Origin of the sequence: Coprococcus sp. TF11-13, assembly GCF_003481085.1 — a bacterium.
In the GTDB taxonomy this organism is placed as follows: Bacteria; Bacillota; Clostridia; order Lachnospirales; family Lachnospiraceae; genus Coprococcus; species Coprococcus aceti.
On record NZ_QUKK01000004.1, the window covers coordinates 237672 to 256072 of the forward strand.

General features: G+C 38.3%; 11 protein-coding genes and 1 pseudogene. 11 read left to right on the plus strand and 1 reads right to left on the minus strand.

Going from position 1 to position 18401, the window contains the following annotated elements:
* Window positions 1–43 precede the first annotated feature (43 nt).
* The 5 genes and pseudogenes from tnpC to DXD11_RS14965 form a co-directional block, all read left to right on the plus strand.
* Entirely contained in the window at window positions 44–1642 is a 1599-nt protein-coding gene (gene tnpC, locus DXD11_RS09035; RefSeq protein ID WP_118758236.1) for an IS66 family transposase, read from the plus strand.
* A 309-nt stretch (window positions 1643–1951) separates the two neighbouring features.
* On the plus strand, window positions 1952–2488 hold the full coding sequence (locus DXD11_RS09040) for a hypothetical protein (protein ID WP_118758237.1): 537 nt from the start codon (window positions 1952–1954) through the stop codon (window positions 2486–2488).
* 30 nt (window positions 2489–2518) lie between these two features.
* Entirely contained in the window at window positions 2519–6247 is a 3729-nt protein-coding gene (locus DXD11_RS09045) for a YobI family P-loop NTPase (RefSeq protein WP_118758238.1), read from the plus strand.
* A 10-nt stretch (window positions 6248–6257) separates the two neighbouring features.
* Complete coding sequence (locus DXD11_RS09050; protein ID WP_118758239.1) at window positions 6258–7205, plus strand: hypothetical protein; 948 nt, start codon at window positions 6258–6260, stop codon at window positions 7203–7205.
* Window positions 7206–7645: 440 nt separating this feature from the next.
* Window positions 7646–7789 (plus strand): annotated as a pseudogene (locus tag DXD11_RS14965) (IS30 family transposase); the annotation flags it as partial.
* A gap of 19 nt (window positions 7790–7808) precedes the next feature.
* On the opposite strand, the gene DXD11_RS09055 reads toward DXD11_RS14965, so the two are convergent.
* A complete protein-coding gene (locus DXD11_RS09055) occupies window positions 7809–8138 on the minus strand; it encodes a DUF4357 domain-containing protein (protein ID WP_118758240.1) in 330 nt (109 codons plus the stop codon).
* 250 nt (window positions 8139–8388) lie between these two features.
* Between DXD11_RS09055 and DXD11_RS09060 the strand changes: the two genes are divergently transcribed.
* The 6 genes from DXD11_RS09060 to DXD11_RS09085 all read left to right on the plus strand — a co-directional run bounded on the left by DXD11_RS09060 (window position 8389) and on the right by DXD11_RS09085 (window position 18358).
* Entirely contained in the window at window positions 8389–11367 is a 2979-nt protein-coding gene (locus DXD11_RS09060; RefSeq protein WP_118758241.1) for a DUF3427 domain-containing protein, read from the plus strand.
* Window positions 11368–11379: 12 nt separating this feature from the next.
* Window positions 11380–11781 (plus strand): (deoxy)nucleoside triphosphate pyrophosphohydrolase, encoded by a 402-nt coding sequence (locus tag DXD11_RS09065; protein ID WP_118758242.1) that lies wholly within the window; start codon window positions 11380–11382, stop codon window positions 11779–11781.
* 87 nt (window positions 11782–11868) lie between these two features.
* Window positions 11869–15477, plus strand: a complete 3609-nt coding sequence (locus DXD11_RS09070; protein ID WP_118758243.1) for an AAA domain-containing protein — start codon at window positions 11869–11871, stop codon at window positions 15475–15477.
* 73 nt (window positions 15478–15550) lie between these two features.
* Window positions 15551–15769 (plus strand): helix-turn-helix domain-containing protein, encoded by a 219-nt coding sequence (locus DXD11_RS09075; protein ID WP_243105846.1) that lies wholly within the window; start codon window positions 15551–15553, stop codon window positions 15767–15769.
* 137 nt (window positions 15770–15906) lie between these two features.
* Window positions 15907–17583: a hypothetical protein gene (locus DXD11_RS09080; protein WP_118758244.1), complete on the plus strand. Its 1677-nt coding sequence runs from the start codon at window positions 15907–15909 to the stop codon at window positions 17581–17583.
* Window positions 17576–18358: a TPM domain-containing protein gene (locus DXD11_RS09085; RefSeq protein ID WP_118758245.1), complete on the plus strand. Its 783-nt coding sequence runs from the start codon at window positions 17576–17578 to the stop codon at window positions 18356–18358. Before DXD11_RS09080 ends, DXD11_RS09085 begins: the two co-directional genes overlap by 8 nt.
* Window positions 18359–18401 lie beyond the last annotated feature (43 nt).

The following is an 18401-nucleotide window of genomic DNA, read 5'->3' on the forward strand; positions in this document are numbered from 1 at the left end:
CAGCATATATAGTATAATAGACCTCAAGAAACGGAGGGCTGTTATGGCAAAGCTATATGATGAGGAACAACTGAATAAGTTTAATAAAGAGACGATTATCCAGCTGTTTCTTATGCAGCAGGATCAGCTGACAGAGATAGACAGAAAGCTACAACTGGTAATTGAACAGCTGGCAGTATCCAACCGTAACAGATATGGAAGGTCTACAGAAAAAATGGAAAGCAGTCAGCTTTCTTTTCAGGAAGTAGATGGTGAACTGGTTATCATCTTTAATGAAGCAGAAGCACTGGCGGATGAAAATGCCTATGAACTTACAGAAGAAGTGATACAGAAGAGATCAAAAAAGCAGAAAGGCAAACGTGCCGAGGATCTGTTCGGACTTCCAAAAGAGATAATCAACCACGATCTCAGCGAAGATGAACTTAGAGCATTATACCCTGACGAAGAATGGAAGAAACTGCCTGATGAAGTATACCACAGATACAGCTTCACTCCAGCGAAGATCGCACTAGAGGAACATCATGTTGCTGTATACTCGGGGGAAAAGACGGAACATATGGAAAAGGCAAAACATCCGGCTTATCTGCTAAGAGGCAGTCTGGTATCCCCGTCACTGGAAGCAGGTATAATAACAGGAAAGTATGTTAATGCTACTCCGCTTGCACGACTGGAAAAACTTTATCAACAGTATAATGTACCGATCACCAGACAGAACATGGCAAACTGGACAATATTCTGTGCAGAAAGATATCTTTCAGTACTATATGACTATCTGCACAAATATCTGTATAGATGTCATGTGATACAGGCAGATGAGACTCCTCTTCTGGTAAACAAAGATGGCAGGCCTGCAGGAAGTAAAAGCTATATGTGGGTATATAGGACAGGGAAATATCAAACGGACAGGCAGGTAATACTTTACGATTATCAAAAGACAAGGAAGGCTGATCACCCAAGGGAATTCCTTAAAGATTTCAGAGGAGTATGTGTAACAGATGAATATCAGGTATATCATACACTGGAAGGAGAACTGGAAGATCTTGAGGTATCAGGCTGCTGGGCACACAGCCGCAGGCGGTATGATGAAGCAGTTAAAGCACTTCCAAAAAGCGAACAGAAAATGAGTCTGGCCTATCTTGCCCTCTCACAGATACAGCAGATCTATCATGAAGAGGCTAAGCTTCAGGATATGTCACCGGTGGAGAGACGTAAACATAGACAGAAGTTTATCAAGCCACTTGTAGATGCGTATTTTAACTGGATCCGTATAAACATAGATAAAGTCATGCCCAAGAGTAAGACTTATAATGGGATGACTTATTCAATTAACCAGGAAAAATATCTCAGGAGATTTCTGGATGACGGAGAGATCCCGATATATAATAATGCCGCAGAACAAAGTATCAGAAGTTTCTGTATCGGTAAAAAGAACTGGGTCATGTGTGACACAATAAATGGAGCCAAGTCCAGTGCTATAATATACAGCCTGGTAGAAACAGCAAAAGCAAACAAGCTCAGACTGTATGAATACTTTAATTATCTTCTTACAGAAATCCCGGAACACATGGATGATAAGAACAATGATTTCTGCGAGAAGCTTCTGCCCTGGTCAGCTGAACTCCCTGCAGAATGCAGGAAATAATACAGAAATAAAGCCGCTCAGACGAGCGGCAAATTATAGTGGGGGTACCTACAGTGGAGCGTTTACGATGTATCAAACACAACGAGAGTTACGTGATTATGCTATTTACAATGATAATGACATTATTGGATTTATTGAGGTATGGAATAGACCTGGTGCGCAAAAGAAGAATTCTATGGGGCAGATGACCAGTGTTTAAAACCAGTAGCTGATAGATATAACCTTAAAAATCCTGAAGAACGCTATCAGTTTAGAAGACAAGCGAGAAGTCTTGTAAAATGGTACAGCTACATATCGCAGGTGGTTCGTATGTTTGACAGAGAGATGCATCACGAGTATTTATTCCTTAGATATTTGATAGATATTATTCAAGCGGAAAAAGAGGAGGATGTAGATCTTGATGGCAAATTGAAACTTGAATATTACAAGCTAAAAAAGACATTTGAAGGTGCCATACAACTTGAAAATATGGATGGTCAATACGAAACTGTTACAGATAAAGGAAAACAGGGATTAAAGAAAAAGAGCACTTTGGATGAAATTTTCGAAAAAGTGAATGAAAAATTCAAGGGCGATTTCACGGATGCGGATAGAGTTATGCTTGGAGCTCTTCATGATAAATTAGCAAAAGACGAGAAACTTGCTAATTCAGCACGCACAACAAATCCACTTATCTTCATGCAGACTATCTTCCCAAATGCTTTTGGAACTGCTGCAATGGATAGTTATATGGAGTCTCAGGAGAGCTACCAGTCTTTGTTTGAAGATAAAGCTAAATATGATGCAATTATGAATGCATTGGCTGGGGTTATATATCGAGAGATGAGAGAACCGGTGAAAAAATAGCAGAGCATACGATGCCCGGAAAGGATAAAAATGAAAGAATTGAATCTAAAAGAAAAAATACAAAATTTAATTTCTGGGCATCAGAAAAATGGCTGCCCGGAGGGGAAGTTTGGATACAGGGACTTAACACCAGAATCAGATACAAAGAATAGTGAAGAATATATACGAGCACTTCATTGGGCGATAAAGAATAAAGAGGTAAAAAATATAGCATTATCAGGTCCGTATGGGTCGGGAAAAAGTAGTGTTATAAAAACGTATCTGGAAAAATATCCTAAGACAAAATATTTGTCCATATCATTGGCAGCATTTTCAACGCCAATAAAATCAGTAAATGGAGAAGATGATAAAACATCTTCATTAGCTGATGATTGGACTTTAGATGACGTTGATGAAAATGTAATAGAGGAAGGAATTCTTAAACAACTTTTTTACAGAGTGGATGTGGGCAAAATTCCACAAAGTCGATATAGAAAGATTAAGAAATTATCCTATTGGAAAATGTTTTTCTCGCTATTGATGTTAACTGTCGTAGCATCAGTTGTTTATTTTGAAATTAATCCGAATGTTTTGGAAGACTTTAAAAATACAGTCATTAATAATGGAGCTTTTTTTCATCTTAATCAATGGTCATCGTATGCTGTATTTATAGTAACAATCTTTGTTGTATTGTTATTGATTACAACAGTTTTTAAATATGTGATGTCAAATTTCAGAATTGCTAATATTAACTTGGGTGATAAGGCAAGTATATCTAAGAAAGAAGAAAAGGAATCAATCTTTGATAAGTCGTTAGATGAAATTGTCTATTTCTTTGAAAGTACAACTTATGATACTGTTTTTATTGAGGATTTGGACAGGTTCAACCAACCTAATATTTTTATAAAACTACGTGAATTAAATACGGTCATAAATAATTATGATAATATTAAACGCAAAGTTGTATTTATATATGCGATAAAAGATGATATGTTCAAAGACGAGGAGCGAACCAAGTTTTTTGATTTCATTGTTCCAGTGATTCCTTATATCAATGCAACAAACTCTGGGGAAATATTAAGAGGATTGTTAAAATTTGAAAAAGGTGCAGATGATGTATATAAAAGCAAAAATTATGATATATCTGATCGCTATATATGGAAGATTTCGCCTTTTGTACAAGATATGAGAGTGTTGACTAATATATGCAATGAATTTCTTGTATATAAGAGAACATTAAAAACGACGAAACTTAAAGATGAAGAAATGTTTTCGATGATTACATTTAAAAATCTATATCCGAAAGAATTTGCTGAATTACAGGCTGAGAGAGGAATAGTTAAGCAGGCTTTTCAGGAGAAAGGAACTTATGCCAATGCCGAAAAGGAAAAACTTGAAGAGCTAATAGTACCTAAAAGAAAAATCCTAGAAAATGTACATAACGATGTTCTTTTCGGGTTGCGAGAAATTAAGCATGCGTTTTTGGGATTTTTATCATATGACAATGGAACATATTACCCAATAAAAAATTTGCAGATAAATAATGGAAGTAAATATTATTATGGAGAAATACTTAAAGAGGATTTTGATTTAACTAAATTTGAGAACATTAACCAGCTAATTATTGGATATGATGAATCTAATGGTTATTATGAGCAATCGCATACTGTAAGTAATATCAAACAAAAAATGGCATCAGAGGGTAGCAAATATTTAAAGCGTATGAATGATTTGCAATTCAGCGAAGGCCCTAAAAAGCAAGAATTGATTTTAGAAATACAAAATTTGGAAGTGGCGATTGCCCAAATAGATGGATACTCATTAAAAGAGTTGATTGCTGAGTTTGGAGAGGATTTTCTTCCGGAAGGAATAAGTGAATATGGATTTTTAAAGTTTTTACTTATAAATGGATATATAAACGAGAGCTATGCAGATTATATTAATTATTTCCATCCCAATAGTATTACGAAGGATGAGAATGACTATTTACGTAGCATTCGTATGCGCAATAGAGCAAAGAACTTCGCATTTGAAATAAAAAATTTGCAGCAGGTGAGTGATCGTATTTATGATGCTGAGTATAGGCAGACAGAGACATTAAATTATATACTTACGGATTTTATGCTTATCCAATGTTCAGAGAAAACTAATAAAAAGTATTATTTTGATGGTTTCGAATTGGACAAAGGAGTGGAACATTATCAATTTACAAAAGAATATATTGAGAGAGGTCAAAATGTTAATGAGTTTGTAAGTGAATTGTGTAAATACTACCGCCATATGTGGAAAAATATTGCGCAGGATGTTTCTTTGTTGGATGAGACTAAATATAAATATTTGTCGCTAATTTTAAATAATGCAACTATGGATCAAATTGTAATAATGGATGAAGTAGATCGTTCGAATTGCATAAAAAATTTTATCGTTGAAGATGAAAAATCATTAGCATGCTTAAATGGAGTATCAGCGGATGTACTAATCGAAGTAATATCAAGACAGGCGATAGTATTCAGAAAAATTAATAATGTAGGTGCAGACGCGAAAGTATTAAATTATATATACCAAAACGATATGTATGAGTTAAATAATTCTATGGTTTCATCGGTAATAAATTTTTATCATTCGGATTTAGCAGATGGGCTTAAGAACGCACATTATACAACTATTCTAAATGCTGATATTAATGTCTTAAATAAAAGGATTTGGGATGATTTTGAAGATTATATTAATCATTTTGTATTGGGAATAGATGAGAATAATTCTGAGGAAATAAGTGCGGTAGAAGATATTATAGAACGTTTGGCAAATACAAATATTGAACTTGTCATAGCTGTATTGGATAAGGAAAAAGTAAACTGGGACAATCTGGATGAATGTTGTGAGAATAATGTTGAAAAAGAAAAAAAGAAAGAAATTTGGAATTATTTACTTGAAAATAGCCGTATTTCTTCCACTTGGAAGAATTTCAAATCTTATTATAATGAATTTGGTATTACCACTGAACTGTCAGTCTGGGTTAATGAAAACTGTAGTGACATTGTAACGTCAGAGAAGACAGATAAGATAGACAATGATTGTATAAAGAATATTATCACTAATTCAGAAATTACAGTACAAACAGTGGAACAAATAGCAGATAATTATAAATGTGATGAAGAAATTGAGTTTGATGTATCAAAACTTACGGTGGACAAAATAAATTTATTAATCAGAAAGCATTATATAAGATATACCGTATCAAAGATTGAAAAGATTAGAAGTCTTGCAAAAGATAGTTTTGGGGTATATTGTAAAGAATATATTGATGACTTTGTAAATGATTTGCCATCTATTTCACTGAACGAAAGTGAAATTGTTATGTTACTGAATGATACGACTATTGATAAGAAGTACAAGCCTGGAATATTGAAAAAAATATCTGCAAGTAGTATGACTGAAAATCTGGCAAAGACTATTGCCAATAATCAATTTAATGTAGATAAGGTATATGTTGAATATGCATGGAAAGATTTGGATAACGCAGGAAGACATATGTTGCTTGTAAATCATTTACAAGTGTATAGTATTGCAGAAATTTCGAGATTATTAACGGATCTTGGGGGTGAGTGGAGTAAGCTTAGTGATAATAAATCCAGACATAAGGAAGAAATTTCGATTGATGTAAATGGTTATAATGAAAAATTATTATCACAACTACAAAGGAAAGGTTTTATTACAAGTTACCCTGAAAAGAAGGATAGAGAAAAGAGTTTCTTTGAAGTTTGGGTAAAACAACAATAGGAGGTTGGAATTGAGGATTACAGTTGAATTTGAAACAAAACCAAATGCAAATACTAATATTATGCAGCTCCAAAATATTGATTTTCAAAATGTATCCGGTAATCTGATACAAGAGACAAAGAAATTTATGATATCACTTGAAAGTAATGCAGAAGATGTTATAGAAGTGCTTCGTAGCATATGGGAGCTGTCATCTTTGTATGATGGATATTTCTATAAGCCATGCAAATATAATGTTGATGGTATTGATGTGAATGTTGAAAAGTTATATTTTCTCTCATTTTATAAGACTGGTAAAACATGGAGAAAATGTGCAAGTACTTTAGTGGGCACAGATAAAGATTTTTCAGAAAAGAGAGTATTGGATTATAATGAATTTAGAAATAAGGGCAGAACATCTGGAGAGATGTTTAAATCGTTGATTAATTCATATTTCTACATACATTCCGAGGCATATGAAACAATAAATGTTAATCATAGGTTGTCGTTGCTATTAAATATATGCGATGGCTTTGTTATAAATACATCCGGTCCCAACAATAATGTTAAAGCAAATATAGCAAAGGTTATTGGAACTGCGTTGGATTCAAAAACGGTTAAATATGGAGCGTCGTTATTGGGAATACCATCTCAAAAAATGTATGATGCACTTATGCTAGAACGTCATGAGATTGATCACTATATTATGAAAGAAGGTAGTCTAACTGATTATGAGGCAAATTCAGAATCGGTTACAAAGGACTACATTAATTGGTATTTCACCTATGTTGTAGAGTTGGCTTTGCGAATTGCGTTTTTAAAACAGATTGGTTGCGAATGCAAGGACGAACTTGTTGAGTATGCACTAAATGATATTAATGATTGGCTTATACTTGAGTGTGATTTGCCAGAAAAATGTAAAAATCCTTGCAATAAAATGAAGCAGGATTTGAAGCAAATGGGTATAAGCATGAAATAGAGAAGAAGTTTCTTTACGACACAATCTAGTAAAAAATATAAATTACTTGCAAAACAACATATTCGATTCTATAATTTGCTTAGGAGTGAGAGCAAGTCAATCGCAGATTATTCTGTAAGTAGCGATTAATAACCTGCAAGCCACTCGAACCATAATGAGTAAAGAAAATACTTGCTGGTACTGATTTGGTACTAGAAGCTCTTAAAACGAGATAGAATAGAAAAAATACAGAGATATTTGATACTAAAATGTATGGAAAAACATAAGATAACAAAGTATGTTAAAAAGAACTTTGCGAGTTTGAATAAAAAGGTAAATCCCTACAAAGCCTGTATTTATGGGCTTTGTAGGGATTTTTTAGATGGCGTTGGGTACGATTTGGGTACAAAAATATTGACTATTTGGAGGACAATGCTAAGTGGGAGTTTGTTTACCGTGTTGTGGATACAGTTAAATCTTTAAGAGATTCCCCAAAGACCTTATTAATTCTGTTTTTCACAAGAGAAAAACTATTTCCAGCTTTTCTGATCAATTGTTGTACTAAAGGCTCAGTCAGGCTCGTATTTGATAACCTTGAAAAAAAGAAACCTATGAATTTAATTTTCAAAGTTTTTCTTCAATATCTTTGATAGATGTATGGTCTTCTGTTTTCCATTCGATTCTTCCGTTTGCATTTCTTCCCATAACAATAGCAGCTGCCAATGAAGGGCTGGTAAATATATAGTCTTTTGTAAAGCAGAAGTTTGAATCAATGATTCCCTTTTCAATAAGAGAAGTACGTAATTTGATTAGAGATGCAGACATACTGGGCACGGTACTGGAAGCAATTTTGGAATCTTTAAAAACTGCAAAACCATCGGGAACAATAACACCTTTGGAGCTTGCACCTCTTGTAACCTTAATATACATTTGGATTGTTTTGCTAAATGCCATAGTATTTACCTCGATTTTTGTTTATAAGTGGTGTTTCTGCTTTCGCTGCAGAGGTTACAATGCTGGATGCTTATAACGATAAGCATTTGTTGAAAAAAGTATAGCATGTGGGAAATGTTATAACAATAAAAAGCTAAACAATGTAAGTCAATAAAAATCCCTTTTATAACCCCTCCATAATTTTTTAAATCTCCCCATTCCCCATCTTTTATGATAAAATAAATCATACTATTTGAAATGGAGGACAACTATGATTCAGGATAAAACGCAGTTAGTACGTGACGGACTGGAAACTGCATATATCGATGGCAATATTGCATCTGAGATATCATATAAGCCGGGCTTTGTTTCAAATAATCACAGGGAAGGCAAGAAAGTTATTTCAGTCATAGAGAGTGAACTTCTAAAATGTGATAAGTTTCAGATAAGTGTGGCATTTATTACTTTGGGCGGTGTAACACCGCTTCTTCAGACGTTGAAAGAGCTTGAGGGAAAAGGGGTTCCAGGGGAGATATTGACCTCAAACTATTTGGATTTTAGTGAGCCTTTGGCTTTGGAGAAATTGCATTCTCTGAAGAATATAAAGATTAGAATGTATGACACAAGATCTGCTAACAATGGCTTTCATACAAAGGGATATATATTCAGAGAGGAAGAAATATACAGGATCATAATTGGCAGCTCGAATATTACCAGTGCTGCACTCACGACCAATAGAGAATGGAATACGAAGATTGTCTCCACAGCACAGGGAGAGATGTCAGAGGATATATTAAGAGAATTTGACGAGTTATGGAACTCAGAATATGCTCTGGACTATGATGTGTTTTATGAGGAATATAAGCAGAGATACGATATAATCAAAGCTCAAAGGAAAATCGCTTCGGAGGGAAATGTTACCTCATTGGAGAGATATAAATTAAAACCAAACAGCATGCAGGTGAGATTTATTGCTAACCTTAAAGCTATATTGGAGAATGATGAGAAGAGAGCACTTCTTATAAGTGCCACTGGTACGGGAAAGACTTATGCGTCGGCATTTGCAATGCGTGAACTTGGATTTAAGAGAGTGTTATTTCTTGTCCATCGAGCGTCACTTGCTGTACAGGCAAAGAAATCGTATCAGAGAGTTTTCGGCAGTACGATTTCTGTAGGGTTGGTTGGTGCTGGCTATCATGAATACGATAGAGATTATATATTTGCCACTGTGGAGACGTTAAATAGGGACGAGCATTTGCAAATGTATGATCCAGCCGAGTTTGATTGTATTATTCTGGACGAGGCCCACCATAGCTCGGCAAATACATATCAGAAGGTTATGAATTATTTTACTCCACGTCTATTCCTTGGCATGACAGCTACGCCTGACAAGAGAAATGACAATGATTCTGGGGAAAATATTTATGAGATATTTAATCATCAGATAGCCTATGAGATTCGTCTGCAGCAGGCAATGGAAGAGGACTTGCTGTGTCCATTTCACTATTTTGGAATTACTGATTTATCCGTTGTACAGGATACCAAGTCAAAGAATCTATCTGAAGAAGATTTTAATAAATTGGTATGTGACGAGCGTGTAAAGCTTGTTATAGAGCAGTCGAATTACTATGGTTACAGCGGAGAACGCGTAAAGGGCCTGATATTTTGCAGCCGTAACCGGGAGTGTAAGGAACTTTCAAAGAAGTTCAACGAATTAGGATATAGGACAGTTGCACTCAGTGGTGAGGACTCAGAGATGGTTAGGCAGGATGCGTTTGAGAGACTTGCTATGGATGAGAGAGACGCAGCGGCAGATAAGACTCCTATAGATTATATTTTCTCTGTGGATGTCTTAAATGAAGGTGTTGATATTGTCGAGGTAAATCAGGTCATCATGTTGAGACCGACTCAGTCTCCAATTGTTTTTATACAGCAATTGGGAAGAGGCCTTCGAAAAGCAGAGGGGAAAGAATACGTTGTAATCCTTGATTTTATTGGGAACTATAACAACAATTTCATGATACCGATTGCCTTATCAGGAGATAGAACATATAACAAAGATAATATCCGTAGATATGTCATGGAAGGTGAACGGATGATTCCTGGTGCATCTACGGTTCATTTTGATGAGGTTAGCAGAAAGAGAATTTTTGCGTCGGTTGATAATGCAAACTTTAGTGATATAAGGCTTATCAAAGAGAATTATACGAACCTCAAGAATAAACTTGGACGTATTCCCAGATTGAGGGATTTTGATGAATACGGCGAGATGGATGTTATTCGAATCTTTGATAACAACAGTCTCGGATCGTATTATAAGTTTTTAGTGAAATATGAGAAAGAATACAAGACTCGCTTGCCAGAGGATGAAGAAAAAGTAATCGAATTTGTTTCTAAGAAATTGGCAAATGGAAAAAGAATTCAGGAACTTCAGATGTTGAAGAGAATACTTACATATGCCCGGGGCCTAGCTAAATTTGGTTTGTTTGCCGGCCTTTCAGAGGACATGAGGAAGTATGGAAGAGATGTCAGTCAGGATCAGAAGGAAAACATTGTAAATGTTATGACTAATGAATTCCCGGCTGGAGCGAGCAAGAAAACTTACGCGAAGTGCGTGTTTATTGAGAAAAAAGAAAACGATTATAGACCAACAAAGTCATTTTTACAAATGCTGTCAAATGGCGAATTTTATGATATCCTTCAAGAACTTGTTGAATTTGGTATTAGCAGATACGAGCGTGATTATAGTAATACATATGATCAAACAGATTTTGTTTTGTACCAGAAATACACTTATGAGGATGTGTGTCGTCTTCTCAATTGGGAGCAGAATGAAGTTCCGTTAAATATTGGTGGATATAAATATGACAGAAAGACGAAGACATTTCCTGTGTTCATCAATTATGATAAGGCAGAGGATATTAGTGATACCACGAAATATGAAGATCATTTTGTCCCGGGCTTCAGGGATCGATTGATAGCTATTTCGAAGTCTGGCAGAAGTTTACAATCAGAGGATGTACAGAATTTCCTTAAAGCGAAGGAAAGAGGGATTCATGTAGAGCTTTTTGTAAGAAAGAATAAAGATGATAAGATTTCTAAGGAGTTTTATTATCTTGGACATATGACAGCGAGTGGTAAAACTAAAGAATTCAAAATGGCGAACACAGAGAAAACAGCAGTGGAAATTGAATGGATACTTGATGTTCCGGTGCGTGAAGATATTTATGAGTACATTGTAAATTCTTAATTGGAGGATGTTATGAAGACAATAAGAGTAGTTGCTGCAGTAATTGTAAGAGAAAAAAACAACCAAAAACAGATATTTGCAACTCAGAGAGGTTACGGAGAACTTAAAGGGGGCTGGGAATTTCCAGGAGGAAAAATCGAAGCTGGTGAAACTCCTCAAGATGCACTGATCAGGGAGATAAATGAGGAACTGGACGCAAGGATAAATGTTGGAGAGTTGCTTGATACGATCGAATATGATTATCCTGAGTTTCATTTGTCGATGGATTGTTTCTTGTGTGAACTGGCAGCAGATCATCTGGAGTTAAAAGAGCATGAAGATGCGAAATGGCTCACTATAGGGGAACTTGATTCAGTCGATTGGCTGCCGGCGGACGTGACACTGGTGGATAAGATAAAGGGTAAGCAAATGTAAAAAAAGATTCAAAAGTGAGGTTATAAGAAAGATCGGAAGATATTTCAAGAAAGAAGATTAGGGGTTACACCACAAGGAGCACACCGAATGGAAGACAAAAGAAAGAACGCAGTCCTAGAAATCTTAAACTACTGGAAAATCACAGAATTTCTAGGTCAGACCGACATTCCACAGGAAAGTACAGAGAACAAAAAGCTAATTAAGAATATTAAGAATGGCAAAGAGGTTAAGGCAGAGAAGATCGAGGTCTTCTTTGATTTGCCAGTTTTGTCATCTCCTGATGTTGATCTGGAAATGATCCTGGAAAATGACAGTGACGGCTATGCGAAGTTTCCTTCGGTTGGTGATGAGATCCATTTTTGCCTGGGGAAGGTAGAGCGGAATACAGTAGTTGATTATCTTGAGAAGTTTATAGATGATAAATCCGATAATCCTGAGATAGCTTATCCGAAAAAGAGTGCGATCGCATGGTGCTCATTCAAGACAGATACGAAAGGTGTGTATCTTAAGAACAGTTTCCAGCTGTCATCGATACTGTGGGCAGTTTCCAAGTGGGATGAGTCAAGAGCACATAATAGTCATGACTTTTCTCTCGATACTAGTGAGTATGAAGAACTTGTTGGAGAGATTGATGAGGAACTGCAGGACCAGAATGTTGATGAGTTCATTTCAATCATATATGAAAAGATTTTTAACGAGTATGTGAAACACAGGTTCTTAGATGATCCTCAGGAATCGATGGGAATTGCCGAATACAACAGGTATGCGAGCGAACAGGCCAGAGATGCGGACGAAGACGCATTTGACTATGCGGATCTAGGTAAAAGCTTCTTTTTGAATGACATTATTCAGTTGTCAGAGCTGGTTCAGAACGGAAACTTTGGCGATGGGAATGAATATGAGAAGAAAGTGATCGAGTACATTCTGGCAGGGTACGAAAAGTCGAAAGGCCCAGACGACTTACCGAGAACGATCATCTCGCCGGATGCGGGAAAAAGTGAGATGAAGTTGTTCTTTGACAGAATTCTTAACGTTACAAATTCGCCAAGGGGAAAATGGCCGGCCAAATATATGCCGGCGTTGATGCAGCAGGTTGCAGTCAATATTGCGATCAGACAGGACGGGGATGCTCCAGTTTTTTCTATAAACGGACCTCCAGGAACGGGAAAGACTACATTGCTCAAGGAGATCGTGGCAAGCAATATTGTTGAGCGTGCCAGACTCCTCGCTGAGAATGCAGAAGATCCAGACTATTTATTTGAGATGCATTCATTTTCGCATGGACCGCTAGAGTCAAATGCGAATGCCTATTACCAGTATGCGCCTCATTATTATTCGATAAATGTTGATGAGATCAACAATTATAGTATGCTGGTTGCGTCATGTAACAATGCGGCGGTGGAAAATATCACGATAGATCTTCCGAAGGCGAGGGATATACTTGACAGCCTGGAGTCGTCTGGGGATGACGAAGAAGAGATCCGTGGCGGACTGGATGAGGTTCATGATTTGTTTGATATCAACAAGTCAGGTGATGTGGAGACTATAACCAGATATGGTAAGAGTCGAGAAGAGAAGGACATTTATTTTACGCGTTATGCGGATAAGCTTCTGGGCGGAGCTGACTGCTGGGGATTGATATCCGCTCCATTTGGCAGAAAGGCAAATATCCGTAAGTATTGCAATTCTGTCCTGAAGCCATTTGTGGAGGACTACAGATCAAATGATGTCAGGGAGCAGCATAAGGCAAAATATCTGGAGATAAGAAAAAAGTTTTTATCTCAGTACAAATTGGTTGAAAACTTACGAAAAGAATTAGGGCAGATCTGTGCTCTGGCAGGTTCGGTTCCTGTGGAGCTGCAGGAAGATGCACCAGAGGATTTGTCATGTGAAATAAGTGATGTGGAAAGAAAGCGGCAGATGTTTGAGCGTCAGTTATTTGCTGAACAAAAAGAGCTGATCGAGCTTGAGGAAAGCAGACCGAAGGGATTGTTCGCAAGGCGTAAGGATACATCCGCAAGAGATATATTAATTCAGGAGAAGAATGCGACAATATCAAAACTTAATGTAGAGATAACTTCTTTGAACAACAGGATATCAGGCCTGCAGAATCTTCAGGAATACCAGCGGTGTATTTCAAAATACTCGCATGGGCAGATGAAGATGACCCCGGTGGACGCTGCATTTATGGAACGTTATGTATCCGAGGACGACAGGCTGTCGACAAAAGCACAGATAACCAATCCATGGTTCACCGCCCAGTACAATAGAGAGCGTGAAAAGTTATTCCTGTATGCATGTAAGCTGCACAAAGAATTTGTCATTTCTTCAAAATGCATGCGGCATAATATCATCAACCTGATGATAGCGTGGAATGTGTTTGATGATTGTGGTGAGAGGATGAAGCTTGCAGACAGAGAAGAAGCCATGCCATACATGCTTCAGAGCATTTTCTTGCTGACCCCTGTGATATCCACGACATTTGCATCAGCGCAGACTTTCCTGGGAGACGTGAAGAAAAGCGGAGTGCTTGGAACTCTTATCGTCGATGAGGCGGGACAGGCACAGCCACAGATGGCAGTTGGTGCGATGTTTAGGTGTAGAAAGGCGATCATAGTCGGAGATCCAAAGCAGATCGAGCCTGTGGTTACCGCAGAGACTGACATGATAAAACAGTTGCTTACCGCAGAGATATTGGCAGGTTACAAGGATAAGAAAATCTCTGTGCAGGCTTTTGCTGACTACATAAATCCATATGGAACTTATCTTGGAAAGGATGAGGAGAAAGAGTGGGTAGGCTGCCCACTGGTAGTCCATAGGCGCTGCATTGACCCGATGTACACAATCTCAAATGTGCTTTCATATGATGGAACTATGAAGCAGCAGACGGCAGCTCCGAAGGAGGACAGGGCAAGAACATTTATCCTGGACAAGAGCTGCTGGATCGATGTAGCCGGTGCTGAGAATTCGGGCAAGAAGGATCATTTTGTCAAGGCTCAGGGAGAGCTTGTGCTGAAACTTCTGGCGAGAAAATTTGAAAGGGATTCAAGTGATATTCCGAGGCTGTTTATCATCACTCCATTTACGTCGGTAAAAGATAACATGACGGAGATGATAAAGAAATCGGAGTTATATGGAAAAGAGCCAAGAGTCAGAAAATGGCTTAATGCCAATAACATTGGAACTGTGCACACTTTCCAAGGGCAGGGAACGGATGAGGTTATATTCCTGCTCGGATGCGACAGCAAATCTATGGGAGCAGTCAACTGGGTGAACAATAATATCGTCAATGTTGCAGCGACAAGGGCGAAATTCAGATTCTACATGATAGGAGATAAGGCGGTATGGACTTGCAGGCCGGTGAGGGTTGCGAGAGAGTGCACTGCCGAGATGATAACAGCTAAAGAGGTTCGAGAGCTGCTCATCGGTAAGCCCAAGGAAGCCAGCGATAAGCCCCAAGAGATCGAAGCTATATCTGACGGTACGCAAAAAAAAGGCACTAAGACCTCCGATCATTTAAAGAAGAACGGCAATAAAATGCCGCAGGACTCAAGTGGAGATATTAAGTCTGCACCTGCAAAGATGTCTATGATATGCCCGGAATGCGGGAAAAAGTTGGTTGAAAGATCGGGAAAATTTGGCAAATTCATAGGTTGCTCGGGCTTCCCGAAATGCCGGTTTACGCAGTCGGTATAGGAACAGAGCAACACCCCGTTGCTTTCCCCAATCCCCGCAATCTGTTATGATATCCATAACGGAGGTGAGTACAATGGAGACAAAGGACGTTATATTAGAACTTCGAACCAAAAGGGGATTATCCCAGGATGACCTGGCAGAGAAGGTCATGGTCACAAGGCAGGCGGTGTCGCGATGGGAAAACGGTGAGACGGTACCGAATACAGATACGTTGAAACTGCTCTCCAGCTGGAATGTGAATTTGGCGGAGACAGATGCTTTGGAGTTCTGGCGGATATGGATTTTATTTTGATATCGACATATGAGGCGGAAGGTACAAATCTGGAATGTACAAATCCGGAGCTGGTTCTTTATAAAAAGAGGTAGTATAATGAGTTAGATTATTTCGTCAATAATCTTTCACAATTTATATTACAGGGGGAAATACATATGATACAATGTGCCGGATGTGGCAGCAATCTGGTATATGATATAGCAAGAAAGAAGATGTACTGCAAAGCATGTGGAAATGAATACGAGCCGGAGAGTGTCGACAAGGATGAGGACAGCGAGGAGCGTAAGCTTATGGAGCTTACTGTATTCATTTGTCCGCAGTGCGGTGGGGAGATATACAGTACGGATGAATCAGCGACGGGATTCTGCAGTTACTGCGGGGCAGCAACTATGCTTTCCAGCCGGCTGAAAAGCGAGAGAAGACCGGATTATGTGATACCATTTGCGGTGACGAAGGACATGTGTAAGGCATCATATACCACAGTTATGAAGAGGGCGATATACGCTCCGAACAGGCTGAAACACAGACGAAATGTGCAGGAGTTCCGTGGAATCTACATGCCGTATTGGCTGTGTGATGTTGACCAGAAAGGTAAAACCGCTGTCAGGGCGACGGACAGCTATAGCTCAGGGGTTGATACAGTCAGTCATACATATAATGTAAGATGCTTTGCAGATAATCATTATGAGAATATAACCATGGATGCATCATCGCTGTTTCCGGATGATCTCAGCAGCAAGGTGGCACCATTTGACTCGGCTGACATGAAAACGTTTTCCATGGGATATCTGAGTGGGTTCTACGCGGATCTGCCGGATGTGGATTATAAGGTTTACAGGGATAAGATAGCCCAGGTAACGGGCGATATGGCGTATGATGTGATGATGAGTAAGATAAAGCATCATCTATGGTCATATGATGCTATCGGTGAACCGGAGGAGCCATTGTCAGAAACGATGGATATAAAGATCACTGGAGTAAAGACCGGGTTGTTTCCGGTATGGCTTTTGTCATACAAGAACGGAAAGCGTATTGCATATGCGGCGGTAAATGGCAGCACAGGAAAAGTGGCTGCGGATATACCGCTTGATATCGGCAAGTTCCTGCTGGGATGCCTGATAGGAGTGATCCCATTATACTTTTTGCTGAACTTATTCCTTACAGTGAGACCTGGCGTTCTGCTCGCATTTGTATCCGCGATAGGTGCGCTTGTGACCATGATATATTGCGATGAGATGGAGAAGATAGCGGATGTAGAGACACATGAAAATGATGTGGGATTCTTCGCAAGGCATACACTCAATGTAAAGAAATGTGGAGGCAGGAAGAAAAAACTACAAATAAAAAAGCTACAAACAAAAAAGCCACAAAAAAATACAAAAAGAAAATTAAAAAATAAGATAACTTCATTTATAAAGTTTTCTTGTTTTCTTGAAGTCATACAGCTGATAGCATGCATGATATTATTTTTCTGCCTGAAGTTTGGAATAAATCCCTTACTTTTTAACTGGGATATTATGGGAAAGGCCAGTTATGTTGTGGCATGCATTTCGTGTCTGGTTGCCATTTATGGGGCAGTAAAAGGCATAGTAAATGTGAGGAGAGTAAAAAGAAAAAGTGGCACCATGGGATTATTTATTGCATTTGCCACCATTCTGTCTGTAGCGGTCGTGTTGATAAACCCGGTTATGGACAAGTATTATTATGGATGCGTGCTCCTGATGTGTGCTGCCACTATTCTGACGCTTATAGATCTGGTTATCAGTCACAACCGGATGTCCACAAGACCACTTCCGCAGTTTGAGTACAAGGGAGGTGATCATCGTGCGTAGAGCGGTAATTGCCAGAGTGATGTTCACTGTTATGATCATGCTGTCGTTTCTGGTTGTGGGGGCTGATTGTGCAGTACCTGTTCACGCATCTGAGAAGGATCAGGATGATTCGTACAGTTACCACCATAAAGTGATAATCAAGGACTATGCAGATGTGTTGACTGAAAGTCAGGAAGAACAACTGATGGAGACTATGCAGGAGACAGCCCGTTATTGTAATGTATTATGCGAGATATCGGAATTTGCATTCCATTCTTCAGCGTACCATGCTGAGTCATCCTACAAAAGGGAATTGGGCACCTTGGATGGTATTATGTTCCTCATTGATTTGTATAATAGACAGATATACATCTATTCTTATGGCGAACCATACAAGATCATAACCAAGACAAATGCTTATACGATAACAGACAATGTCTATGAATATGCAAGTGAAGAGAAATATTTTGAGTGCGCAAATGAGGCATTCAAGCAGATAAATACGCTGCTGGTAGGAGAGCAGATAAGCCGTCCAATGAAGCATATCAGCAACATACTCCTTGCAATAATATTTTCTATATTGCTTAATTATCTTCTGCTGAAGAAGACTTCAAAGGTATATGACATGGGGACAAAAAATCTACTTACCGGCACAAAGGTTTCATATAATATGAATCATAAATATGATATGATCAGTGAAACGAGAAGTACAAGATCTGGATCCGGAGGCCATGGTGGAATCGGCGGCGGTGGCTTCGGAGGCATCGGCGGCGGCGGTGGAGGCCACAGCTTCTAGTCAAAGAGAAGAAAATCTGACAAAATATAAACGATGAAAAATG

Excerpts from the sequence above, each read along its gene's own strand:
- tnpC (WP_118758236.1), top strand. The coding sequence starts at position 44 with ATGGCAAAGCTATATGATGAGGAACAACTGAATAAGTTTAATAAAGAG.
- DXD11_RS09040 (WP_118758237.1), top strand. The coding sequence starts at position 1,952 with ATGTTTGACAGAGAGATGCATCACGAGTATTTATTCCTTAGATATTTG.
- DXD11_RS09045 (WP_118758238.1), top strand. The coding sequence starts at position 2,519 with ATGAAAGAATTGAATCTAAAAGAAAAAATACAAAATTTAATTTCTGGG.
- DXD11_RS09055 (WP_118758240.1), bottom strand. The coding sequence starts at position 8,138 with ATGGCATTTAGCAAAACAATCCAAATGTATATTAAGGTTACAAGAGGT.
- DXD11_RS09060 (WP_118758241.1), top strand. The coding sequence starts at position 8,389 with ATGATTCAGGATAAAACGCAGTTAGTACGTGACGGACTGGAAACTGCA.
- DXD11_RS09065 (WP_118758242.1), top strand. The coding sequence starts at position 11,380 with ATGAAGACAATAAGAGTAGTTGCTGCAGTAATTGTAAGAGAAAAAAAC.
- DXD11_RS09070 (WP_118758243.1), top strand. The coding sequence starts at position 11,869 with ATGGAAGACAAAAGAAAGAACGCAGTCCTAGAAATCTTAAACTACTGG.
- DXD11_RS09075 (WP_243105846.1), top strand. The coding sequence starts at position 15,551 with ATGGAGACAAAGGACGTTATATTAGAACTTCGAACCAAAAGGGGATTA.
- DXD11_RS09080 (WP_118758244.1), top strand. The coding sequence starts at position 15,907 with ATGATACAATGTGCCGGATGTGGCAGCAATCTGGTATATGATATAGCA.